Here is a 23,268-nt window from a genome sequence, read left to right as displayed (position 1 = left end):
GTGTCTCAGCCTCCCGTCGCGAGGACCGTCGCCGAATTGCGCAGGGTGGCGTCGACCTGCTGCTTCACCTTGGCGAGGTCCTCGGCGTGCTGCTCGATGTACCGGTTCTCGTACGCGGTCAGCACCGCCCACCAGATGCCGACCACATTGGTCTGCTGCTTGCAGGCGACGTCCGCGCGGGCCGTCGCGATCTCGGTGGGGTTCGGCTGCGGGGAGCGCCACGCCGGGTCGTTGACGGCGTCATTGGGGCTCTTGTAGGCGTACCCCTTGCCTTTCATGCACGTACTCCAGGCGCCGAACACGTCCTCCACCCGGCTGTCCGACTTCGACTGCTGATAGGGGCCGAGCATGACGTTCGAGGCGTCGAAGATGCCCACTCCGGAGGCGCCGCCCTTGGTCAACTCGGCTTCCACCACGGCATTGCAGCCGCCCTTGGGTACGGGATGCCCATTGATGTCCGGGCCTTTGTAGGTGCCGTTGAAGACCGACTTCTCGACCGGGGTCGGATCATTGCCGGTGCTGGATTTCTTTCCGCCCTTGGAATGATCGTCGGGCGAGTGGTAGCCGTACTGCGCGGCACGGTTCTCGTCGACGATCAGGAACAGGGTGGCGAGTTTCTGGCCGACGGGCGCGGGGTCGATCACGTCGCTGCCGTGCCAGTCGATTCCGTAGGGCGTCATACAGCGCCGGGCCAGCACCCGCTGGGCATTGAGCGTGTCCAGATACTGCTGCTGATTGAGGGTGTACGCGTCCAGCGGGAGCGGCTGGATCTGCGAAGCGTCAGTGATCTTGGGAATGGGGCCGGTCTTCGGCGGCTCCGCCTTCTGCGGCGCGCTCGAACAGCCCGCCGCGAACAGCAGCGCCGCGGCCGCCGCAACGGCGATCAGCGGGCCGGATACCCTGGAGGCCCCTGTCGGCGGCGCGATCGCCCCCGGGCGCCTTCCCTGTGGAACTCGCGCGTCCATGGCCGCCTTTCAGACTTCGTGCCCGCAGGGACTGGGGTGGGGAGCCCGCCGGTACGCCGGCCGGCCGCCGCCGCGGACCGTGCCCTGGTCCGCGGCGGCAGCCGAGTGGGGTTCGGTCAGCTCCATTCGATGGAGCTGGCGCGGTCGTTCATCGCGTCCCCGACGTAGCTGGAGTCGCCGATGAAGCCGTAGGTCGCGCCCGTGCGGTTGATGTTCTCGTACAGCTTGGTCCAGCAGTTCGCGTAGCTGTGGAACGAGGAGATGACGTCGTTCCAGCCGGCCGGCATGGAGTTGATGTACCAGTCGACGTCCGAGAGGGTCGAGGTGCAGGTGCCGCCGGTCACGGTGTAGGTGGCGCCCTGGTAGTTGGCGTCGACGAACTCGATGCCGATGACCGTCGAGGCAGGGGTGGCCGAGGTGGCCGAGGTGGCGGCCCCGGCGCTCGCGGCCGAGGCGGGGGTGGCGAGGCCGGTCATCGCGGCGACCGCGATGCCGGCTACGGCTAACACATATCTGGATCTCACAGCGAATCTCCTCCAGTGGCTGGCGAATTGACGTGCGGCCGATCTTTTGACGTGCGGCTGCGCTTTCGCGGGTTCGTGCTCTTTCGCGCACGGTTCCGGCCGGAGACCGCTGTGTCCCGGGATGTCTCCCAAGGCAGGAGAACCGTAAGTGGTGCCGACCGGGCGGTCAATGGAGAGTTTGCGGACTGCGGGGCTCCACGGGATTAAAGGAACGGCAGAGACGTCCTACGGAGGGAAATCATGGCCGGAACGGTCCGAGTCCTGGGGCGGCCGCGGTCCGGAGTTCTCAATTCCCTTGGAGGGAGCCGCAGTTGAAAGGGGATGGAAAAGATCGTGTGGTGATCCGGTGTAGTCGTGCCGCGCGAAACCCGTACCCATGATTCGGCCACACTGCGTCCGGCGTCCGAAGGAATTCCCTCTTGACGGGGCCTCGGCGAGGACATCAAGCTGACGCCCGATCCCGCGATCGGACCGGGCGGCTACCTGGCAGGCGGACCGAATGGCAGACAGTTCCGTGCCCGAATCGGGGATTCCGACTGTCCTGGACTCCGAGCCGGAAGTCCGGCCGGCCGTGCCCGCACCACGTTCCCCGGAGCCTGAAATTCCGGGCACCGCATCGGCTCTGATCAGGCGTCAGCGCATTCTGCTGATCGTCACCGCGGGCGCCGCGCTGCTCTCCGTCGGCGGGCTCGTCGCCTCGGTCTTCGTCCGCTCGCCCGAGCAGGACGCCGCCGCGCGCCGGGCCCCCGAGCCCACCGTGCTCACCGCTCCCGTGCAGCAGCGGATCCTCACCAAGTCGGTGATCCTGCGCGGCACCGTCACCGCGGGCGGCAGCGTCAGCTTCACTCCCGTACAAGGGCAGTCGCAGGGCGCGGCCGGGACGCCGGTCCTGACCGGGATCCGCAAGAAGACCGGCAGCGCCGTGGCCCCCGGCGATGTCCTGGTCGAGGTGTCGGGGCGTCCCGTGATCGCGCTGGCCGGAGCGGTCCCCGCCTATCGCGACCTCAAACCGGGCGACACCGGCAAGGACGTCGGCGAACTCCAGGACGCGCTGCGCCGCCTCGGGTACGCCGACGGCGACCCCGATGGCTCCTTCGGCCCGCACACCAAGACCGCCGTCGCCGCGCTCTACGCCGACCGGGGCTACGACCCGCCGAACACCGGCGGCCCGCACGGCGCCGCCGACCAGCAGACGCTCACGGCCGCCCGGCAGGCCGTCACCACCGCGCAGCGCGCCGTCACCGCCGCCCGCGCGACCCGCGACACGGCCAAGGGGGCCGCCGCGATCGGCGCCGCGGCCACCCAACTCGACTACTCCGAACAGGATTTGACGACAGCTCAGAAGGCACTCGGCGACCTCGTCGCCCGCACCGGAGTGATGCTCCCGCTCGCCGAATTCACCTTCGTACCCGCGTTTCCCGCCCGGCTCTCGGCCGTCAACGGCGCCGTCGGCTCCGCCGTCGCGCCGCCGCTGCTCACCGTCGACTCGGGGCGGCCCGTCGTGACGGCCGTCCTCACCCAGGACCAGAAGTCGGCGCTGCGCGAGGGCATGAAGGTCCAGCTCTCCGCCGAAGTGCTCGGCCAGGAGGCCAAGGGCGCCATCACCGCACTCGGCGCGTACACCACGGGCGTCCCCAACGGCGTCCGTGGCAACGGCGGTTCGGGCGGCGGGCAGAACGGCTCCACCGGCGGCGGGCAGAACAGCGGCGACACCCCGCAGGCGCGGGCCGGGTACCCGCTCACCATCACCCCGGCCACCGAACTCCCCGCGCCCTGGCTCGGGTTGGACGTCCGCGTGACCGTCACCGCCGCGTCCAGCGACGGGCCGGTCCTCGTCGTCCCGGCGACCGCGGTCAGCGCGGGCGCCGACGGCCGCACCTCGGTGTCCGTACGCGACGCGGGAGGCCCCCAGCGCCGCGTCCCGGTCACCGCGGGCATGGACGCCGACGGCTACGTGGCCGTCACGGCCGGGCCGGGCTTCCGGCTCGCCGCCGGGGACGCGGTGGTGGTGGGCCAGTGAGGGCGGGAGCCGGGGACGGCGCTGCCCCAGCCGGAGGCCCCGGCGCAGACGGCGCCGCTCCTGAGGCAGGCCCCGCCGGGTACGGCACGGACCGCACCCCCGCCGTCATCGAGCTGGCCGGTGCCGCCCGCACCTACCCCGGGCCGCCGCCCGTGCACGCCCTGCGGCCCACCGACCTCACCGTCCAACGCGCCGAGTACATCGCCGTGGTCGGCCCCTCCGGGTCCGGGAAGTCGACGCTGCTCAATGTCGTCGGGCTCGTCGACCGGCCCACCGGCGGGCACTACCGGCTCGACGGCATCGACACCGGCGGCCTTCCCGAGGCCGACCGGACCGCGCTGCGCGGGCACCGCATCGGGCTGGTCTTCCAGTCCTTCCACCTGCTGCCCTACCGCACCGCCACCGAGAACGTCATGCTCGCCCAGGTCTACCTCGGCACCCCGCGCGCCCGGCGCCGTGCCGAAGCCGTGGCCGCGCTGCTCACCGTCGGACTCGGGCACCGGCTCGACGCGCTGCCCTCCGCCATGTCCGGCGGCGAACGCCAGCGCGTGGCCATCGCCCGCGCGCTCGTCAACCGCCCCAGCCTGCTGCTCTGCGACGAGCCCACCGGCAACCTGGACACCGTCTCCGCCGGCCGCGTCATGGACACCCTCGACGCGCTCAACGCGAGCGGCATCACCCTCGTCGTCATCACCCACGACCCGGCCGTCGCCGCCCGCGCCCGCCGCACCCTCACCATCCTGGACGGCGAACTCGCCCAGGACAGCGGCCAGTTGGGTGCCCGGCGCGGCGGACGCGCGGACGCGAGGAGCCCGGCGTGAGGCGAGCCGCGCGGCGCCCGCGCCATCCGGACATTCCCCGCACCCGCCTGGCCTTCAGGGACCTGGCGGCCGAATCCGTCGCGGGCATCCTGCAACGGCCCGCCCGTACCGCCCTGACCATCCTCGGCACCCTGCTCGGCGTCGGCGCGTTCGTGGCCATTCTCGGGCTCACCGCCACCGCCCGGGGACAGATCAGCTCCGACTTCACGGTGCTCGCCGCCACCCAGGTCACCGTCAAGGACGTCGGTGCCCCCGACCCCGCGCAACAGGCGGCCGCGACCACCCGCTACGACTTTTCCGACGACGCCGACCAGCGCGCCGAGCGCCTCAACGGCGCCGTCCACGCCGGAACGTACTGGCAGGTGTTCAAGACCCCGCCCGCCGTCTCCACCCGCTCCGGACCCGCCGCCGCGGCGGCCACCGGCTCCGAGGGCTTGACCGTGTACGCCGCGAGCCCCGGCCTCCTCCAGGCCGTCGGCCCCACCCTCGGCGGCGGCACCCTCTACAACACCTTCCACGACAGCAGGCGCATGCACGTCGCCGTCATCGGCTCGGCCGTCGCCCGCCACCTCGGCATCAGCAACCTCGCCGCCCAGCCCGCCGTCTTCATCAACGGCACCCCGTACACCGTCGTCGGCATCCTCGGGAACGTCGAACGCCTCCCCGACCTGCTGCTGTCGGTGATCATCCCCGACCGCACGGCCCGCGCCGACTACGGCGACCCGGCGCCCGACTACGCCGCCACCATGCTCATCCAGACCCGCGTCGGCGCCGCCCGGCTCATCGCGAAGCAGGCCCCGCTCGCCCTGCGTCCCGACCGCCCCGACCACCTCCAGGCCGTGCCGCCGCCCGAGCCCCACGCGCTCCAGGACAGCGTCACCGGCAGCCTCGACTCCCTCTTCCTGCTGCTCGCGGGCATCACCCTGATCATCGGCACCGTAGGCATCGCCAACACCACCCTGGTCTCCGTCCTGGAGCGCACCGGGGAGATCGGTCTGCGCCGCTCGCTCGGGGCGCGGCCCCGCCACATCGCCGCCCAGTTCCTCACCGAATCGGCGGCGCTCGGCACCCTCGGCGGCCTGCTCGGCACGGCCGTCAGCATCGTCGTGACCCTCTCGGTGGCCCTCGCCCACCACTGGACGGCCATCCTCGACCCCTGGACCACCCTCCCCGCGCCGCTGATCGGCACTCTCACCGGACTGCTCGCCGGCGCCTACCCCGCGCTGCGCGCCGCCCGCATCGAACCCGCCGAAGCCCTTCGCCGCTGAGCATGGGCCATTAGCCCCCCTGAGGGGGAAGGCCCTGTGAGTAAGGCCACGAAGCGGGCAAACGATCACTATTGGCTGCCAGAGTGGCTGACGCGCAGTTCCTGCGCGCCTCCGTTCTTTGCGGGCTGTTCCCGGTCAAAGAGCCACAAAATCAACCGGGAGCACTCACGTTGGCCGCCCTCGCGCGCTGGTGCGTCAGGCACCGCCTCGTCGTCGTACTGCTCTGGCTCCTCGCGCTGGGCGCCACCACCGCCGCCGCGGCCGTCGCCGGTACGGCGTACTCCAACGACTACGAGGCTCCCGGTACCGAGTCCGGCCGCGCGAGCGCCCTGCTCGACGCCGGCTTCCACGGCCGGGGCGGCGACACCGACTCGATCGTCTGGCACACCGGTTCAGGCTCCGTCCGCGACAGCGCCGTACGGCACCGGATGACCGCGGCGCTCGCACAGGTCGCGAAGCTCCCCGGGGTCGCGTCGGTGTCCGGCCCGTACGGTTCCCAGGGCGCGGCGCAGATCAGCGCCGACGGACGCACCGCCTATGCGACGGTCACCTTCGACCGGCAGGCCGGCGACATCCCCAAGGCTCAGGCCCAGGCCGTCGTCGACACCGCCAGGTCCGCCGCCTCCGCCTCCCTCGACGCCGAACTCGGCGGCAGCGCCGTGGCGCTCACCGAGGCTCCGTCCCCGCAGTTCAGCGAGGTCGTCGGGGTGGTCGTCGCGGCCGTCGTGCTGTTCCTCGCCTTCGGCTCGTTCGCCGCCAGTCTGCTTCCGATCGCCACCGCGCTGGTGGGCGTCGGCACCGCGTACGCGGGCATCGGACTGCTCGGCCACGCCATGACCGTCGCCGACTTCGCGCCCATGCTCGGCATGCTGATCGGGCTCGGCGTCGGCATCGACTACGCCCTGTTCATCGTGACCCGGCACCGGCGCGGACTGCGGCGCGGCCTCGGTGTCGAGGACGCGGCGCGCGCCGCCGTCGCGACCACCGGGCGGGCCGTCGTCTTCGCGGGCGCGACCGTGTGCATCGCCCTGCTCGGCATGCTCATCCTGCGGCTCGGCTTCCTCAACGGCGTCGCCGTCGCCGCCTCGCTCACCGTCGTACTGACCGTCGCCGCCTCCATCACGCTGCTGCCCTCCCTGCTGTCCTTCATCGGGACGCGGGCGCTGAGCCGCCGCGAACGGCGCCGGCTCGCCGAACACGGCCCCCGGCCCGAGCAGCCCACCGGGTTCGCCGCCCGCTGGGCCGAGTTCGTCGAACGCCGTCCGAAGCTGCTCGGCGCGGTCGCCGCCGTGGTGATGCTGGCCCTGGCGCTGCCCGCGCTCTCCCTGCACCTGGGCACCTCCGACCAGGGCAACAACCCCGCCAGGACGACCACGCGCCAGGCGTACGACCTCCTCGCGGAGGGCTTCGGGCCCGGCGTGAACGGGCCGCTGACCGTGGTCGCCGAACTCGAAGGCCCCGGCGACCGGCTCGCGATGGACCGGCTGCCGGACGTGCTGCGCGCCACCGGCGGCGTCGCATCGGTGAGCCCGGTGACGTACAACGGCAGCGGCAGCACCGCCGTCCTGACCGTCGTGCCGGACTCGGCACCGCAGTCGCAGCGCACCAGCGCCCTGGTCGACCGGCTGCGCCACGAGGTGCTCCCGGCGGCCGAGCGGGGCAGCTCCCTGAAGGCGCACGTGGGCGGGGTGACCGCCAGCTACGACGACTTCGCGGCGATCATCGTGGGCAAACTCCCGCTGTTCGTCGGCGTGGTGATCGCGCTGGGGTGCGTTCTGCTGCTGATCGCTTTCCGTTCGATCGGGATTCCGCTCAAGGCGGCCGCGATGAACGTGGCGGCGGTCGCCTCCTCCTTCGGCATCGTCGTCGCGATATTCCAGTGGGGCTGGGGGAGCGAGTCCATGGGCCTCGGCCGATCGGGCCCGATCGAACCGTTCCTGCCCGTGATCATGGTCTCGGTGCTCTTCGGCCTGTCCATGGACTACCAGGTGTTCCTGGTCAGCCGCATGTACGAGGAGTGGCTGGAGACCCGCGACAACCGGCGGGCGGTCCGGGTCGGCCTCGCCGAGACCAGCCGCGTGATCAACTCCGCGGCCGTGATCATGATTTCGGTCTTTCTCGCGTTCGTTCTCAGCGGTGATCGAGTGATCGCCATGTTCGGCATAGCGCTCGCCGCGGCCGTGGCCCTCGACGCCTTCGTCCTGCGCACCCTCCTCGTCCCCGCCCTCATGCATCTGCTCGGCGGCGCCAACTGGTGGCTGCCGGCCTGGCTGGACCGACGGCTCCCACGGATCAGCATCGAGGCCCCCGAGTGCCGCCGTGCGACGATTCCGGGGCGGCGGGCGGCCGAAAGGGCGGACCAGCCGGTGCCGTAGCAACCGATGGCGTACGCAGAGGTTTAGGAGCGGGATGTTCACAAAGGCGCTGGGAGACGACGGGGCCGAACTGCGCCCCCTTGAGCCGTGGCAGGCCGAGGAGTTCCTCGCCCACATGGACCGGGGCCGCGACTACATCGGCACCCACATCCAACTGCCCGACATCGTGGCCGACCTCGACTCGGCACGCTCCTACCTCCAGTCGTACGCCGACAAGGCCGCCGCCGACTCCGGCCGCCTGTACGGGATCTGGGCCGACGGCACCCTCGTCGGCGGCGTGCTGTTCCGGATCTTCGACACCGGGCAGGGCAACTGCGAGGTCGGCTGCTGGCTGGAGGAGAGCGCCGTCGGACGGGGCCTGATCACCCGCGCGATCCGGGTGCTGATCGACTGGGCTGTGGACGTACGGGGCATGCACCGCGTCGAATGGGTGACGTCCGCCGAGAACACCGCGAGCATCAACGTCGCCAAGCGGCTCGGCATGGTCCGCGACGGGGTGCTCCGCGAGAGCTACCCCTACCGGGGGGTGCGCCACGACAGCGAGATCTGGTCGGTGCTCGCCGACGACTGGCGTACGGCACGGGCGGGGCGCTGACACGGGCGGGGCGTTAAGGAAGCTCTCAGCGGCCTCTCAGAAACGGCACCTAGCGTGCCGGGCATGAACGCCACCCCCGCCACGACGAAGACCGACGCCGAGACCGAGCCCAAGACGGAGGGCGAGACCGAGACCGAGGCCGCGTCCACCACCGGGGGAGAGGCCGCCGAAGCGGCCCCCGAGTCCGCCGAAGCGCACGACGCGGAGGACGACGGGCTCGACGCGGAACCGGACGACGAGCCCGCCCCCGCGCGGGCCGGATTCGGCACGGGCGCCGCGGCCGTCGTCGCGGGCGCGCTCGGCGCGGTGTCGCTCAGCGGCACCTGGATGGGCAAGACGCTCTCCGAGCGGCAGACCCTGATCGGGCAGATCAAAACCGCCCAGAGCAGCACCGCGGCCCAGCAGATCCAGGAGATCTACGGCAACTCCTGGCACACCACCGCCCTGGTCAACGGTGTCTTCGCGCTGCTCGCCCTGGTCGTCGGCGGCTGCGCGCTGGCCCGGCCCGCGTTCGGCACCCCCGGCCGCGCCGACCAGCCGGTGTGGGTCAAGGCCGTCGCCCTGGCCGGAGTCGTTCTCGGCGTGCTCGGGCTGCTGATCTCCGCGGCCATGTACCTGGACCTGTTCGCGGCCCTGCCGAGCGCCAAGGGCTGAGGCATGCCTAGGGGGTGTCCGGCGGATCACCGCCGTCGGGACACCGCCTAAGGCACTCAGCCCCCTGCCTTAGGCGGGACCTGCCCGGTATCCGGGCCGCCTAAGGCAGCGGGTGCGTGCAGATGCGGCACTCGCCCGATGCGGGAGAGGCCCCTGGGAGACGAGAGTTGAGGCATCGCAAGGAGCCCGGAACACCGGGCCCGAGCGAGGAAGACCCCAACCGGATCGCAACCCAGGAGTACCGAGATGTTCGAGTACGAGATGCACAAGTCCCGCGAGACCGAGCTGCTGCGCCGCGCCGACCGCGAGCGCCTGGTGAACCAGGCCCGCCGGGCCGGGCGCCGCTTCGGCCGCCGGACCGGCGACAACGGGCCGGAGGGGCGGGTGAGTTCACTGCGGGACCGGTTCGTACGGGCCGCCTGAGTGCCCCGGCCGACCGCGATGACGACCACCCCGACCCGCCCCGGGATTCCGTCCCCGGCCGCCGCCCCGACCTCCTCCGGGGCCGCCTCCCCAGCCGGGGACGGACCGTCCGGTGCCGCGTTGTCAGAGGCCTGTGCGATGCTCGGCAGCGTGGAGACCAGGTCAGTCAGCCCCGTGTTCGTCGGCCGAGCCGGTGAGCTGACGGTATTGAACGAAGCGCTCGCCCGCGCCGCCGGGGGCACCTCCCTGGCCGAAGGCCCCGGGGGAGAGCCGCAGGCGCTGCTCATCGGCGGCGAGGCCGGGGTCGGCAAGACCCGGCTCGTCGAGGAGTTCACCGGCGCCGCCCGCGCGGCGGGCGCCGTGATCGCCATCGGCGGCTGCGTCGAGGTTGGCGCCGACGGGCTGCCCTTCGCCCCGTTCTCGGCCGCGCTGCGCGCCCTGCGCCGCCAACTGCCCGACGAGCTCCTCGCCGCGGCCGACGGCCAGGAGGAAGAGCTGGCCCGGCTGCTGCCCGAACTGGCCGACACGGGACGGCACATCCCGCGCGAGGACGGCACCGCGCGGCTCTTCGAGCTCACCGTGCGGATGCTGGAGCGGATCGCCGCCGACCGCACCGTCGTCCTCGTCCTCGAAGACCTGCACTGGGCGGACGCCTCCACCCGCCACCTGCTCGCCTACCTCTTCCGCACCCTGCGGCGCGGCCGCCTCGTGGTCGTCGCCACCTACCGCGCCGACGACATCCACCGCCGCCACCCGCTGCGCCCGCTGCTCGCCGAGCTCGACCGGCTGCGTACCGTACGGCGCATCGAGCTCGCCCGCTTCAACCGCGCCGAGGTGCACCACCAGCTCACCGGAATCCTGGCCGCCGAACCCGAACAGCGCCTGGTGGACGAGATCTTCGCGCGCTCCGACGGCAACGCCTTCTTCGTGGAGGAACTCGTCGTCTGCCACGACCCCCACGGCGGCTGCCCGGACCTGAGCGACTCCCTGCGCGATCTGCTGCTCGTCCGCGTCGAGAGCCTGCCCGAGGACGCCCAGCGGGTGGTGCGGGTCGTCGCCGAAGGCGGCTCCACCGTCGAATACCCCCTGCTCGCCGCGGTCGCCCGGCTCCCCGAGGACAAGCTCATCGAGGCCCTGCGGGCCGCCGTCGGCGCGAACATCCTGCTGCCCGCGCCGGACGGCGACGGCTACCGCTTCCGCCACTCCCTGGTCCGCGAGGCAGTCAGCGACGACCTGCTGCCCGGCGAGTGCTCGCGCCTCAACCGCCGCTACGCCGAAGCGCTGGAGGCAGACCCCTCGCTCGTCCGGGCCGACGAGCAGACCACCCGGCTCGCCACCTACTGGTACCTCGCGCACGACGCCGCCAAGGCGCTGCCCGTGGTGCTGCGCGCCGCCGTCGAGGCCCGCCGCAGACACGCCTACGCCGAGCAACTGCGCCTGCTGTCCAGGAGCATGGAGCTGTGGGACTCCGTCCCGGAGGAGATACGCGACGGGCTCCGGCCGCTCGACCACGCGGGCTCCTACCCGGCCTGCGGCTGCGACCCCGAGGCCGCGGCGCCGTTGCGCTACCTCGACCTGCTCGCCGAGGCCGTCGAAGCCGCCCGGTTCTGCGGCGACCGCGAACGCGCCATGAAGATCGCCAAGAAGGCCCTGCGGCTCATCGACGCCGAGAACGAAGGCCCCTCCGGAAGCGACCCGCTGCGCGCCGCGTGGTTCTGGATCCAGCTCTCCCGCCTGGTGCAGAACCTGGGGCGCGGCGACGGCTGGGCCGAGATCGCCACCGCGCAGGAGCTGGTGCGCGGGCTGCCGCCGTCGGCCGTGCACGCCGAGGTCCTCGCCACCTCGGCCGGCTGGGGCATGCTGCACAAGCCCGGCGCGGAAACCCTGGCCGAGGCCGAACGGGCCGTGGAGTACGCCCGGTTGGTGCAGGCCGAGGAGATCGAGCTCAATGTGCGGCTCACCCTCGGCGGCCTCATGGTCGACTCCGGCTCGGCCGAGGACGGGCTCGCCATGATGCGGGCCGTCATCGACCGCTCCCTCGAACTCGGCCTGGTCGCCGAGGCGGGCCGCGGCCATGTGAACCTCGCCTCCAGCCTGGAGTCCATCGGCCGCTCCGCCGAAGCGGTGCGCATCGCCGAAGCGGGCGTCGAACTGGCCCAGAAGTACGGCCTGTTGGACAACGAGGCCTGGGTGCAGGCCAACCGTGCCGAGACCCTGTTCAACCTCGGCCGCTGGGACGAGGCCGTCGACTCCATCGAGCGGGTCCAGCGCACCGCCGTGAGCAGCAAGCCGCTCGGCAACGCCCTGATGCGCCGGGCCGATCTCGCGCTGCTCCGGGGCGAGTCGGAGTCCGCCGCGGCCTCCCTTGCCGAGGCCCACGCGGCCTTCGGCAGCTACGACCCGATGGCCCAGCACGCCATACCGCTGGCCCGGATCGGCCTGGGCATCGCGGCCGCGCAGGGCCGCATCGCCGACGCCCGCGCCGAACTCGCCCGCGCCGTCGAACCCGGCTTCCCGCCCGGCACCCAGCGCTACGCCTGGCCGCTGCTCGCCGCCGCAGCGGCCGTGGAGGCCGACGTACGAGGCCTTCCCTCGGCCGAACCGGGCCGGGCCGCCACCCTGGACACGATCCGTGCGGCGGCGAAACGGCTCCCCATCGCCGTGCCCTGGTGCGCGGCGCTCGCCCTCGTCGTCGCCGCCGAACTGGACCGCGCCGAAGGCCGGGACTCCGCGGCCCGCTGGGAGGCGGCCGTCGTCGCCCTCCAGCCCCTCGAACGTCCCCATGAGCTGGCCCGGATCTGCCACCGCTGGGCCGCCGCGCTGCTCGCCGAGGGCGGCGACCGCGACACCATCGCCTCGCTGCTCCGCCAGGCCCACACCGAGTCCGTACGCCTCGGCGCCCGCCCGCTGAGCGAACAGCTGGAGCTGCTGGCCCGCCGGGCCCGTGTCCCGCTGACCGCCCCGGACCCCGTGCTGCCCGACGAGCCCGCCGACCCGGCCGAAGCGCTCGGCCTCACCAGCCGCGAACAGGACGTCCTGCGCCTGGTCACGGCGGGCCACAGCAACCGCCAGATCGCCGAGGAGCTCTACATCTCCCCGAAGACGGCGAGCGTCCACGTCTCCAACATCCTGGCCAAGCTGGGGGTTTCGGGCCGGGGGGAGGCGGCGGCGCTGGCCCACCGCCTGAACCTGTTCCCGGCGAAGGCGGAGAAGGTGGCGATCAAGGCCGCTCCCTGACCCGCTCGCGCCCCCCTAGGTGACGTCCAACTCCAGGATGCGGTCGTCGCCGGGCTTCGGCCTGCCGCGGGAGTCGGTGTTGTTGGTGAGCAGCCAGAGCTTGCCGGGCCCGGCCGGAACGACGGTGCGCAGCCGTCCGTACTGGCCGGTCAGGAAGGCCTCGGGCGCCGCGAGCGGGTTGGTGCCGGCGAGCGGGATGCGCCACAGCCGCTCGCCCCTGAGCGCGGCCATCCACACGGAGCCGTCCGCGTACGCGATCCCGCTGGGCGAGGCCTCGGACGGCCTCCACTGGACCACGGGATCGACGTACCCCGCCTTGCCGCCCTTCCCCTCCACCATGGGCCAGCCGTAGTTCTTCCCGGGCTCGATGAGGTTGAGCTCGTCCCAGGTGTCCTGCCCGAACTCCGAGGCCCACAGCCGGTTCTGGCCGTCCCAGGCGAGGCCCTCGACGTTGCGGTGGCCGTAGGAGTAGATGACGGAGTCCGCCTCCGGGTTGCCGTACGCGGGCTGCCCGTCGGGCGTCATCCGCAGGATCTTCCCGCCCAGCGACTTCCTGTCCTGGGCGAGCGCCCGGTCGCCCGTCTCGCCGGTCCCGGCGTACAGCATCTTGTCCGGACCGAAGGCGATGCGCCCGCCGTCGTGGTTGTGCCCCTTGGGGATGCCGCGCAGGATGGTGTCCGGCGCCCCCAACTGCTGTCCCTCCGGGCGCTGTTGGTCGTAGATCATCCGGGCGATGCGGTTGTCGGACTCGGTGGTGAAGTACGCGTAGACGAGGTGGTCCGAGGCGTACGAGGGGGACAGGGCGAGCCCGAGCAGACCGCCCTCGCCCTGGTGGTCGACGCCGGGCACGCTGCCCACGGCGGTCTTCTTGCCGCTCTCGGTGTCGACGCGTACGACGGAACCGTCGTCCCGGGACCCGACGAGGAGCCCGCCCTCGGGGAGGGCCGCGATGCCCCAGGGCGCCTTCAGCCCGTCCGTGACGGTCCTGGCCACCTTCACGGAGCCCTTGGCGGGCGGGAGCCGGGTGCCGGGTTCCGCGGCCGGGGGCGTGGTGGAGCCGGGGGTGGCGCGGGGGAAGGGTTGCGCGGCCCCGGAGGAGCAGCCGGCCGCGAGCACGAGCGTGGCGGCGGCGAGGGCGGTGACGACGGAGGTTCGTCGCACGGTGCGGTTCCCTTCGACGGGGTCGGCAGGCCTCCATTCTGGGGGCTCCGCCCACCCGTGCGGCTCCGGTCAGTCCCGCGCCGCCGGCAGCGCGGCCAGAGCCGTCAGGTCCCGCGAGGTCAGGCGCAGGGCCGCCGCCAGGGCGTTCTCCCGTACCCACTCCTCCCGTTTCGCCCCCGGCACGGGAATCACCTGCCGCCCCTGCCTCAGCAGCCACGCCAGCGCCACCTGCCCCGGCGTCGCCCCGTGCCGTGCGGCAACCCGCCGCAGCCCCGCCACCACGGGCTGGTTCGCCGCCATCATCTCCGCCGTGAAGCGGGGATGCCGGGCCCGGATGTCGTCCGGCTCGAACCCCTGCCCAGGGGTGAGCGTGCCCGTCAGGAACCCGTTCCCCAGCGGCATCGCGGCGAGGAAGCCCACTCCCCGGACCGTGCACCACGGCAGCAGCGCGTCCAGCGCCTCCCGCGACCAGACGGACAGCTCGGCCTGCACCGCCGCGACCGGGAAGACCTGCTGAACGCGTTCGAGCAGCCGGACCGTCTCCTCGTACCGGCCCTCGTGCAGCCCGTACACCCCGGCCCAGGACCCGGGCCGCCGCACCGCCCGCGCCCCCATCGCGCTGAGCCCCAGCGCCCGCACCTTCCCCGCCGTCACCAGCTCCGCCATCGCCCCCCAGGTCTCCTCGACGGGGACCTCGGGGTCGACGCGGTGCAGCATGTAGAGGTCGATGACATCGGTGTGCAGGCGCCGCAGCGACGCGTCGCAGGCCCGACGCACGTACCCGGGGCGGCCGTTGGCGACCACATGCCGGTCGACGCCCACGAGCAGCCCGCACTTGGTGGCCACGAACGCCTCGTCCCGCCGCTCCTTCAGCACCCGCCCGATCAGCAGCTCGTTGGTGAACGGCCCGTACATGTCGGCCGTGTCGAGCAGGTCAGAGCCGGCGTCGAGGGCTGCGTGCACGGCCCGCAGCGAGCGCTCCAGGTCCTGCTGCGAGCGGGCGTACCCCCAGCTCATCGGCATGCAGCCGAGCCCGATCGCACCCGCCCGCAGGGCCCCCGCACCGATTGTCCTGCGCTCCACCTGCCCGGATCCCTCCCTCGTCGCTCCCCAAACTAACCTCTGGTCAGGACCGCCCTTCGCATAGCCTCCTGACCATGACTGCAGACGTTTGGCTCCCCTTCGAGGCCGCCGGGATCCAGGGCCTGCCCGGGTCCCTCGACTACCGGTTCTGGGACGGCGGCCCCGACTTCCCGGCCGACCCCGCCGACTGCGCCTTCTACGTGGTCCCGTACATGAAGAGCACGCGGGTCGCGGTGCGCCCGCTCGCCGCGATGACCGGCGTCCGGGTCGTGCAGACGCTGACCGCCGGCATCGACCACGTACAGCCCGGCCTCGGCCTGCTGCCGCCTGGCGTGCTCCTGTGCAATGCGCGCGGTGTCCACGAGGCGTCCACCGCCGAGCTGGCCCTGACCCTCGTCCTCGCCTCGCTGCGCGGGATCCCCGGGTTCGTCCAGGGGCAGCAGAAGGAGGAGTGGCGGTCCGGTTTCTATCCGGCGCTGGCCGACAAGTCGGTTCTGATCGTGGGGTACGGGTCGATCGGGGCCGCCATCGAGGACCGGCTCGCGCCGTTTGAGTGCGCGCGGGTGGCGCGCGTCGCGCGCTCCTGGCGCACAACGGAGCGCGGCGAAGTGCGCGCATTGACCGATCTGCCCGAACTGCTCCCGGAAGCGGACGTCGTCATCCTCTCCACGCCGCTGACCGAGCAGACGAAGGGGCTGGTGGACGGCGCTTTCCTGGCCCGGCTCAAGGACGGGGCGCTCCTGGTGAACGTCGCGCGCGGGCCCGTCGTGGACACCAAGGCGCTGCTCGCCGAGCTGGAGTCGGGCCGCATCCGCGCGGCACTCGATGTCACCGACCCCGAGCCGCTGCCCGCCGGGCACCCCCTGTGGCACGCTCCGAATGTCCTCATCAGCCCGCATGTGGGCGGTTCCACCTCCGCTTTCCCGCCCCGCGCCAAGCGTCTGCTCGCGGCTCAGCTGACCCGTTTCGCGGCCGGGGAACCGCTGGCGAACGTCGTTCTGACAACGGGTCGGTGACGCTCCGGAGCAGTACGGGTGCACACGGTGCCCGCCTGACTCCTGACCGTCACTGAGCGTAGAGGGGCTATGTCCCTGAGTGACGAGACTGGTGTATCGTCCCGACCGGGGGCTGCGCCGTGTGTCTCGGCGCGGGGGAGCGATCACTGCGAGGGGGGCGACGGGCGATGCACGGCCAATGGACGAACGATCCGACGCGGTGGAACCGGCTGCGGCAGGCCCGCCGCGCGCATCGCGCAGCATTCCACCGCGGCGCAGCGACGCACGCCACAGCGACAAGCGGCGGAACGGCGAACACCACGCAGCGGTACGCCCCGTGGGGCCGCGGCGCCGGGTCCCGGAGCGCGGGCCGGGCCCGCGCCCGGTGGCATGGAGCGGTCCGGTGAGCGCCCCGGGAGCGATCCTGGGCCGGCCGCCGGTGTCCGGCGGTGGCGGGGCCGGCGTGGTTTCCCAGCTCGTGCTCGCCCTGATCTGCGCCGGATACGGCACCGGCGCCTTCCTGGGCTGGGGCTCCGATCAACTCGCCCTGATCATGGGCGACTTCGGCCTCTGCAGCGCGGCCCTGATCGCCGCGGTCTCCTGCTTCCTGTACGCACGGGGGGGCGCGGGCCGCAGCGAGAGCAGTTTTCGGCCCGCCTGGCTGCTGTTCGCCGTCTCCTCCGCCATGGCCGCCTGCGGCAACGGCGTGTGGGGCTGGTACGAGGTGGTGCTCCGCCGCGACGTACCCACGCCGTCGCCCGCCGACTTCTTCTTCCTCTGCTTCGCGCCGCCCGCCATCGTCGGACTGCTCGTGCTCGCCAAACGCCCGGTGACCAGGGCGGGCTGGGTCTGCCTCGCCCTCGACTCCTGGCTCATCGGCGGCTCCCTGCTCACGCTGTCCTGGAGCCTCGCGCTGGCGCACACCGCACGCATGGAGGGCGCGGGCGAGAGCACCGCCCACGCCGCCCTCGCGCTCGCCTACCCGCTGCTCGACATCGTCCTGGTCAGCATGGTGCTCGCGCTGCACTTCCGGCGCTCGTCGGCCAACCGGTCCGCGGTGAACACCGCGATCGCGGCGCTCGCCCTGACCGTGCTGTGCGACGCCCTGTTCACCTCGCCGCTGCTGCGCGAGCACTACCGCTCGGGACAGCTCCTCGACGCGGGCTGGTTCGCCGGCTCCCTGCTGCTCGCGTACGCCCCCTGGGGCGCGCGCAGATTCCCCGCCGCGCCGCCGCAGCCGGTCGCCGCGCCCCGGGCCGCGGGCCCGCCGGGCGCCGCCCCCCGCTCGCCCGCCCTGCCGGTGACCCGCCCCCTCGCCAGCTCGCTGGCCGCGCTCACGCCGTACCTCGCGGCCGCCGTCTGCACCCTGGGCATCCTCTACAACGTCATCGAGGGCCGCCGGGTCGACCGCGTGGTCGTCTTCACCGGCTGCACCGTCGTGCTCGCACTGGTGGTCCGCCAGGGCATCATGCTGCTCGACAACATCGCGCTCACCCATGAACTGGCCCAGAAGGAGAACCACTTCCGCTCCCTGGTGCAGGGCTCAAGCGACGTCATCATGATCGCCGCCCCCACCGGGATACTGCGGTACGTCAGCCCGGCCGCCGCGGGCGTCTACGGGCGGGACGCGGAGGAGCTGGTCGGGTCCGAACTGGCCTCCCTCATCCACCCGGAGGACCTGGGCCGGGTGGTGCACGAGGTGCGCCGGTTTCTGGCGGCGCCGCCCGCCGAGGAGCCCACGACGCGGATCGAATGCCGCTTCAAGTCGGGGACCGGCGAGTGGCTCAACGTGGAGTCGACCGTCAACCGCCACCAGGGCGGGCTCATTCTCAACAGCCGCGACGTGACCGAACGGGTGCGCCTCCAGGCGCAGTTGGAGCACAACGCCGAGCACGACCCGCTCACCGACCTGCCCAACCGGGCCCTGTTCACCAAGCGGGTGCGCAAGGCGCTCGGCGGGCGCCGCACCACCGACCCCGGCACCGCCGTGCTCTTCATCGACCTCGACGGTTTCAAGCAGGTCAACGACACCATCGGCCACCAGGCCGGCGACGAACTGCTCATCCAGGCCGCCCGCAGACTCCAGGAGTCCGTACGGGCCGGGGACACCGCGGCCCGGCTCGGCGGCGACGAGTTCGCCGCGCTGATCCTCGGCGACGGCACCCGCGACCGCGCCGCCCGCGAGTACCAGGTCAGAGAGATCGCCGACCGGCTGCGCCTCACCCTGTCGCAGCCGTACCAGATCGACGGCAACGACGTGCGGGTCGCCGCCTCCATCGGGGTCGCCTTCGCCGAGCCGGGCATCGGCGCCGGGGAACTGCTGCGCAACGCCGACCTCGCCATGTACCGCGCCAAGTCCGGCGGCAAGAACCGGGTCGAGCTGTACGCGCCGCAGATGCAGGCCGAGGTCGTCCGCAAGTCGGAGCTCGCGGCCCGGCTGCGTACCGCGCTGAACGAGGGCGAATTCGCGGTACTGCACCAGCCCGTGGTCGACCTCACCACCGGCGAGGTGTCCGCCGTCGCGGCCCAGGCGCGGTGGAGATCAGCCCAGGGAATCCTGTTCACCCCGGCCGAATTCCTGCGGGTCGCCGATGAGAGCGAGCGCGCCGCGGAGCTGGGCCGCTGGCTGCTCGAAGAGGCCGTCGAGCGCGCCGCGGAACGCCTGCGCGCGGGCCACGACGCCCCGGTGTCGGTACGTCTCTCGGCCCGGCGGCTGCTCGACAAGTCGATGCCGCTCGGCTCCCTCGAAGCCCTGCTGACCAGGCACGGGCTGCCCTCCGGTGCTCTGATCATCGAGCTCGCCGACAGCGACCCCAGGATCTCCTTCGACGAGCTGGAGCGACGCCTGGTGGGTCTGCGCAGACTCGGCGTCCGGATCGCGCTCGACGGCTTCGGCAGCGGGTACGCGGCGATCAACGCGCTGCGCCGGCTCCCCATCGACGTACTGAAACTGGACAGGGGGCTGGTCGAGGGCGTGGTCGAATCGGCCCGGCTGCACAAGATCACCGCCGGGCTGCTCAGGATCGCCTGCGATCTCGGCATGCAGTCGGTGGCCGACGGCGTCGATGTGCCGGAACAGGTCTTGGCACTGCGCGCCATGGGGTGTACGCATGGGCAGGGCATGGCGTTCTCCGGGCCGCTGGACGAGTACCGGCTGCGGCGGGCCCTGGTGCGCGGCGAGTTCCCGGTCCCGGGCGGGGCCGCGCTCCCCGTGCTCAGCGGCCGGACCCGGCCCCTGCTGAGCTCAAATAATGAGACGCCCGTCCCACCTACTTGACACCACCTGCGCGCCGGGGGGAGGGTCAATGCCATGCGCACCCGAATTCTCGTACTTGGAAAGCGCGTCGGCTGAAGCGGAGCCCCATGCAGGCTCCGCAGACCGCACCCGACGCGCTCCCCTCGCTTGCCTCACGGCACGAGGGGTTTTTTGTTGCACTGGCACCCCTCAAGCACCACCGCGATCTCGATCAAACCACCGCATAAACCCTCAGCTTCGAGAAGAGAATGCCGATGACCGAGCAGGCCACCGGGGCCCACCATCCGCAGCCGCGGCCCCGTAACGGCGGACACCAGTCCGCGACCGTTGAGCACGTCACGGGCGCGAAGTCCCTCATCCGTTCTCTTGAGGAGGTCGGGGCCGAGGTCGTGTTCGGTATCCCCGGCGGTGCGATCCTCCCGGCGTACGACCCGATGATGGACTCCACCCGGGTCCGTCACGTCCTGGTCCGGCACGAGCAGGGCGCGGGGCACGCGGCCACCGGTTACGCGCAGGCCACCGGCAAGGTCGGGGTGTGCATGGCGACGTCGGGTCCGGGCGCCACCAACCTGGTCACCCCGATCGCGGACGCGCACATGGACTCGGTGCCGCTGGTCGCGATCACCGGCCAGGTCGCCTCCAAGGCGATCGGCACGGACGCCTTCCAGGAGGCGGACATCTGCGGCATCACGATGCCGATCACCAAGCACAACTTCCTGGTCACCAAGGCCGAGGACATCCCGCGGACCATCGCCGAGGCCTTCCACATCGCCTCGACCGGCCGCCCGGGACCGGTCCTGGTCGACATCGCCAAGGACGCGCTCCAGGCGCAGACCACGTTCTCGTGGCCGCCGCAGACCGACCTGCCGGGCTACCGGCCGGTCACCAAGCCGCACGCCAAGCAGATCCGCGAGGCCGCCAAGCTGATCGTGGCGGCCAAGCGCCCGGTCCTGTACGTCGGCGGCGGCGTCCTGAAGGCCGGCGCCACCGCCGAGCTGAAGGTCCTCGCGGAGCTCACCGGAGCGCCCGTCACCACCACCCTGATGGCGCTCGGCGCCTTCCCCGACAGCCACCCGCTGCACGTGGGAATGCCCGGCATGCACGGTGCGGTCACCGCCGTCACCGCACTGCAGAAGTCGGACCTGCTGATCGCGCTCGGCACCCGCTTCGACGACCGCGTGACCGGCAAGCTGGACAGCTTCGCGCCGTTCGCCAAGGTCATCCACGCGGACATCGACCCGGCCGAGATCGGCAAGAACCGCGAGGTCGACGTCCCGATCGTGGGCGACGCCCGCGAGGTCATCGCCGACCTGGTCCAGGCCGTCCAGGCCGAGTACTCCGAGGGCCACCGGGGCGACTACACCGCCTGGTGGAAGGACCTCAACCGCTGGCGCGAGACGTACCCGCTGGGCTACGACGAGCCGAACGACGGCACGCTGTCCCCGCAGCGCGTCATCCAGCGCATCGGCGAGCTCGCGGACGCGGACACCATCTACGCGGCGGGCGTCGGCCAGCACCAGATGTGGGCCGCCCACTTCATCAACTACGAGCGCCCGGCCACCTGGCTGAACTCGGGCGGCGCCGGAACGATGGGCTACGCGGTCCCGGCCGCGATGGGCGCCAAGGCCGGTCAGCCGGACCGGATGGTCTGGGCGATCGACGGCGACGGCTGCTTCCAGATGACCAATCAGGAACTGACCACCTGCGCGCTCAACAACATCCCGATCAAGGTCGCGATCATCAACAACGGCGCGCTCGGGATGGTCCGCCAGTGGCAGACCCTGTTCTACAACCAGCGCTACTCCAACACGGTGCTGCACTCCGGCCCCGAGGACGGCATCGCCGAGCAGGGCAAGCCCAGCGGCGGCACCCGGGTCCCGGACTTCGTCAAGCTGTCCGAGGCGATGGGCTGTTACGCGATCCGCTGCGAGCGCCCCGAGGACCTGGACAAGGCGATCCAGGAAGCGAACTCGATCAACGACCGCCCGGTCGTGATCGACTTCATCGTCCACGAGGACGCCCAGGTCTGGCCGATGGTCGCCGCCGGCACCTCCAACGACGAAGTCATGGCTGCCCGCGGCGTCCGCCCCGACTTCGGCGACAACGAAGACGACTGAGAGCTGTAGGAAGAGGTAAGAGGCTCATGTCCACCAAGCACACGCTCTCGGTCCTGGTCGAGAACACCCCCGGCATCCTCGCCCGGATCGCCGCCCTGTTCTCCCGCCGCGGCTTCAACATCGACTCGCTCGCCGTCGGTGTCACCGAACACCCCGACATCTCCCGCATCACCATCGTGGTCAATGTCGAGGACCTGCCCCTGGAGCAGGTGACCAAGCAGCTCAACAAGCTCGTCAACGTCCTGAAGATCGTCGAACTCGAGCCCAGCGCTGCGATCCAGCGCGAGCTCGTCCTGGTGAAGGTGCGTGCCGACAACGAAACGCGCTCCCAGATCGTCGAGATCGTCCAGCTGTTCCGCGCCAAGACCGTGGACGTCTCGCCCGAGGCCGTGACCATCGAGGCCACCGGCGGCGCCGACAAGCTGGAGGCGATGCTGAAGATGCTGGAGCAGTTCGGCATCAAGGAGCTCGTCCAGTCCGGGACGATCGCCATAGGGCGAGGCGCCCGGTCCATCACGGACCGGTCGCTGCGCGCCCTGGACCGCAGCGCCTGAGTCCGCGCCCACGGGCCCGATCCGGCCCGTATCGCGAGACTCACCCATTCCTCACCCATCTCCACCGATACGGTGGACGCAACACCAGCACACCAAGGAGATATCCCAGTGGCCGAGCTGTTCTACGACGACGATGCCGACCTGTCCATCATCCAGGGCCGCAAGGTCGCGGTGATCGGTTACGGCAGCCAGGGCCACGCCCACGCGCTGTCGCTCCGTGACTCGGGTGTCGACGTCCGCGTCGGTCTGCACGAGGGCTCCAAGTCCAAGGCCAAGGCCGAGGAGCAGGGCCTGCGCGTGGTGACGCCGTCCGAGGCGGCCGCCGAGGCCGACGTCATCATGATCCTGGTTCCGGACCCGATCCAGGCCCAGGTGTACGAGGAGTCCATCAAGGACAACCTGAAGGACGGCGACGCGCTGTTCTTCGGCCATGGCCTGAACATCCGCTTCGGGTTCATCAAGGCCCCGGCCGGCGTCGACGTGTGCATGGTCGCCCCGAAGGGTCCGGGCCACCTGGTGCGCCGCCAGTACGAGGAGGGTCGCGGCGTTCCGTGCATCGCGGCGGTCGAGCAGGACGCGACGGGCGGCGGCTTCGCGCTGGCGCTGTCGTACGCGAAGGCCATCGGCGGCACGCGTGCGGGCGTCATCAAGACGACCTTCACCGAGGAGACCGAGACCGACCTGTTCGGTGAGCAGGCGGTGCTCTGCGGCGGTACCGCGGCGCTGGTCAAGGCGGGCTTCGAGACGCTGACCGAGGCCGGTTACCAGCCGGAGATCGCGTACTTCGAGTGCCTCCACGAGCTGAAGCTGATCGTGGACCTCATGTACGAGGGCGGCCTGGAGAAGATGCGCTGGTCGATCTCGGAGACCGCGGAGTGGGGCGACTACGTCACCGGCCCGCGGATCATCACCGCCGACACCAAGGCGGAGATGAAGAAGGTCCTCGCCGAGATCCAGGACGGTACGTTCGCCAAGAACTGGATGGACGAGTACCACGGCGGTCTGAAGAAGTACAACGAGTACAAGACCCAGGACGAGAACCACCTCCTGGAGACCACCGGCAAGGAGCTGCGCAAGCTCATGAGCTGGGTGGCCAACGACGAGGCGTAGGCCTTGCGGGCCAGGGGGGCCGGACACACCGTCCGGCCCCCCTCGCTTCAATGGACAACAAGTCCAACCCCCTATGGGTGATCCCGCCGTCATGGCGGAAAACCACCCAA

17 protein-coding genes are annotated in these 23,268 nt (G+C 71.8%); 13 read left to right on the top strand and 4 right to left on the bottom strand.

Going from position 1 to position 23,268, the window contains the following annotated elements:
• Positions 1-5: 5 nt before the first annotated feature.
• Positions 6-965 (bottom strand): hypothetical protein, encoded by a 960-nt coding sequence (locus tag ACIQ8J_RS19530; RefSeq protein WP_403272993.1) that lies wholly within the window; start codon positions 963-965, stop codon positions 6-8.
• Positions 966-1,081: 116 nt separating this feature from the next.
• A complete protein-coding gene (locus ACIQ8J_RS19525) occupies positions 1,082-1,474 on the bottom strand; it encodes a hypothetical protein (RefSeq protein ID WP_403607892.1) in 393 nt (130 codons plus the stop codon).
• A gap of 514 nt (positions 1,475-1,988) precedes the next feature.
• On the opposite strand from ACIQ8J_RS19525, the gene ACIQ8J_RS19520 reads away from it, so the two are divergent.
• The 8 genes from ACIQ8J_RS19520 to ACIQ8J_RS19485 all read left to right on the top strand — a co-directional run bounded on the left by ACIQ8J_RS19520 (position 1,989) and on the right by ACIQ8J_RS19485 (position 12,882).
• Positions 1,989-3,509 carry a peptidoglycan-binding protein gene (locus tag ACIQ8J_RS19520; RefSeq protein WP_403272996.1) on the top strand — a complete coding sequence of 507 codons (1,521 nt, stop codon included), beginning with the start codon at positions 1,989-1,991 and terminating at the stop codon, positions 3,507-3,509.
• On the top strand, positions 3,506-4,330 hold the full coding sequence (locus ACIQ8J_RS19515) for an ABC transporter ATP-binding protein (RefSeq protein WP_403272998.1): 825 nt from the start codon (positions 3,506-3,508) through the stop codon (positions 4,328-4,330). The genes ACIQ8J_RS19520 and ACIQ8J_RS19515 overlap by 4 nt, the downstream gene beginning before the upstream one ends.
• The gene (locus tag ACIQ8J_RS19510; RefSeq protein ID WP_403273000.1) at positions 4,327-5,598 is read left to right on the top strand and encodes an ABC transporter permease; all 1,272 of its coding nucleotides are present in this window, start codon (positions 4,327-4,329) and stop codon (positions 5,596-5,598) included. The genes ACIQ8J_RS19515 and ACIQ8J_RS19510 overlap by 4 nt, the downstream gene beginning before the upstream one ends.
• Before the next feature lie 170 nt (positions 5,599-5,768).
• A complete protein-coding gene (locus tag ACIQ8J_RS19505) occupies positions 5,769-7,973 on the top strand; it encodes an MMPL family transporter (RefSeq protein ID WP_403273001.1) in 2,205 nt (734 codons plus the stop codon).
• A 34-nt stretch (positions 7,974-8,007) separates the two neighbouring features.
• Positions 8,008-8,568, top strand: a complete 561-nt coding sequence (locus ACIQ8J_RS19500) for a GNAT family N-acetyltransferase (protein ID WP_403273002.1) — start codon at positions 8,008-8,010, stop codon at positions 8,566-8,568.
• Positions 8,569-8,631: 63 nt separating this feature from the next.
• Positions 8,632-9,222: a hypothetical protein gene (locus ACIQ8J_RS19495; protein WP_403273003.1), complete on the top strand. Its 591-nt coding sequence runs from the start codon at positions 8,632-8,634 to the stop codon at positions 9,220-9,222.
• Positions 9,223-9,468: 246 nt separating this feature from the next.
• Complete coding sequence (locus ACIQ8J_RS19490; RefSeq protein WP_403273004.1) at positions 9,469-9,645, top strand: hypothetical protein; 177 nt, start codon at positions 9,469-9,471, stop codon at positions 9,643-9,645.
• A 138-nt stretch (positions 9,646-9,783) separates the two neighbouring features.
• A complete protein-coding gene (locus ACIQ8J_RS19485) occupies positions 9,784-12,882 on the top strand; it encodes a helix-turn-helix transcriptional regulator (protein WP_403273056.1) in 3,099 nt (1,032 codons plus the stop codon).
• Positions 12,883-12,897: 15 nt separating this feature from the next.
• On the opposite strand, the gene ACIQ8J_RS19480 is transcribed toward ACIQ8J_RS19485, so the two are convergent.
• Together ACIQ8J_RS19480 and ACIQ8J_RS19475 are read right to left on the bottom strand one after the other, a co-directional pair.
• Positions 12,898-14,043 carry a PQQ-dependent sugar dehydrogenase gene (locus ACIQ8J_RS19480; RefSeq protein ID WP_403273006.1) on the bottom strand — a complete coding sequence of 382 codons (1,146 nt, stop codon included), beginning with the start codon at positions 14,041-14,043 and terminating at the stop codon, positions 12,898-12,900.
• 69 nt (positions 14,044-14,112) lie between these two features.
• Positions 14,113-15,126: an aldo/keto reductase gene (locus tag ACIQ8J_RS19475; protein ID WP_403273007.1), complete on the bottom strand. Its 1,014-nt coding sequence runs from the start codon at positions 15,124-15,126 to the stop codon at positions 14,113-14,115.
• A gap of 74 nt (positions 15,127-15,200) precedes the next feature.
• Between ACIQ8J_RS19475 and ACIQ8J_RS19470 the strand changes: the two genes are divergently transcribed.
• The 5 genes from ACIQ8J_RS19470 (at position 15,201) to ilvC (ending at position 23,158) form a co-directional block, all read left to right on the top strand.
• Positions 15,201-16,142, top strand: coding sequence for a 2-hydroxyacid dehydrogenase (locus tag ACIQ8J_RS19470; protein WP_403273008.1), 942 nt, complete (start codon positions 15,201-15,203; stop codon positions 16,140-16,142).
• A 382-nt stretch (positions 16,143-16,524) separates the two neighbouring features.
• Positions 16,525-19,398 (top strand): putative bifunctional diguanylate cyclase/phosphodiesterase, encoded by a 2,874-nt coding sequence (locus ACIQ8J_RS19465; RefSeq protein WP_403607890.1) that lies wholly within the window; start codon positions 16,525-16,527, stop codon positions 19,396-19,398.
• A gap of 227 nt (positions 19,399-19,625) precedes the next feature.
• Positions 19,626-21,494, top strand: coding sequence for an acetolactate synthase large subunit (locus ACIQ8J_RS19460; RefSeq protein ID WP_403273010.1), 1,869 nt, complete (start codon positions 19,626-19,628; stop codon positions 21,492-21,494).
• Between the two features lie 26 nt (positions 21,495-21,520).
• Entirely contained in the window at positions 21,521-22,048 is a 528-nt protein-coding gene (gene ilvN / locus ACIQ8J_RS19455) for an acetolactate synthase small subunit (protein ID WP_114038318.1), read from the top strand.
• A gap of 108 nt (positions 22,049-22,156) precedes the next feature.
• On the top strand, positions 22,157-23,158 hold the full coding sequence (ilvC, locus tag ACIQ8J_RS19450) for a ketol-acid reductoisomerase (protein WP_403273012.1): 1,002 nt from the start codon (positions 22,157-22,159) through the stop codon (positions 23,156-23,158).
• The last annotated feature ends 110 nt before the right edge of the window (positions 23,159-23,268 follow it).

Source organism: Streptomyces sp. NPDC094147, assembly GCF_044764265.1.
Taxonomy (GTDB): Bacteria; Actinomycetota; Actinomycetes; order Streptomycetales; family Streptomycetaceae; genus Streptomyces.
The sequence above is the reverse complement of the archived record's forward strand: the minus strand, read 5'-3'. Positions and strand labels throughout refer to the sequence as shown.

What these genes read in the sequence shown, in the direction of transcription:
- ACIQ8J_RS19500 (WP_403273002.1), top strand. Translation starts at nt 8,008, where the DNA reads ATGTTCACAAAGGCGCTGGGAGACGACGGGGCCGAACTGCGCCCCCTT.
- ACIQ8J_RS19495 (WP_403273003.1), top strand. Translation starts at nt 8,632, where the DNA reads ATGAACGCCACCCCCGCCACGACGAAGACCGACGCCGAGACCGAGCCC.
- ACIQ8J_RS19460 (WP_403273010.1), top strand. Translation starts at nt 19,626, where the DNA reads ATGCCGATGACCGAGCAGGCCACCGGGGCCCACCATCCGCAGCCGCGG.
- ACIQ8J_RS19485 (WP_403273056.1), top strand. Translation starts at nt 9,784, where the DNA reads ATGCTCGGCAGCGTGGAGACCAGGTCAGTCAGCCCCGTGTTCGTCGGC.
- ACIQ8J_RS19530 (WP_403272993.1), bottom strand. Translation starts at nt 965, where the DNA reads ATGGACGCGCGAGTTCCACAGGGAAGGCGCCCGGGGGCGATCGCGCCG.
- ACIQ8J_RS19490 (WP_403273004.1), top strand. Translation starts at nt 9,469, where the DNA reads ATGTTCGAGTACGAGATGCACAAGTCCCGCGAGACCGAGCTGCTGCGC.
- ilvN (WP_114038318.1), top strand. Translation starts at nt 21,521, where the DNA reads ATGTCCACCAAGCACACGCTCTCGGTCCTGGTCGAGAACACCCCCGGC.
- ACIQ8J_RS19520 (WP_403272996.1), top strand. Translation starts at nt 1,989, where the DNA reads ATGGCAGACAGTTCCGTGCCCGAATCGGGGATTCCGACTGTCCTGGAC.
- ACIQ8J_RS19470 (WP_403273008.1), top strand. Translation starts at nt 15,201, where the DNA reads ATGACTGCAGACGTTTGGCTCCCCTTCGAGGCCGCCGGGATCCAGGGC.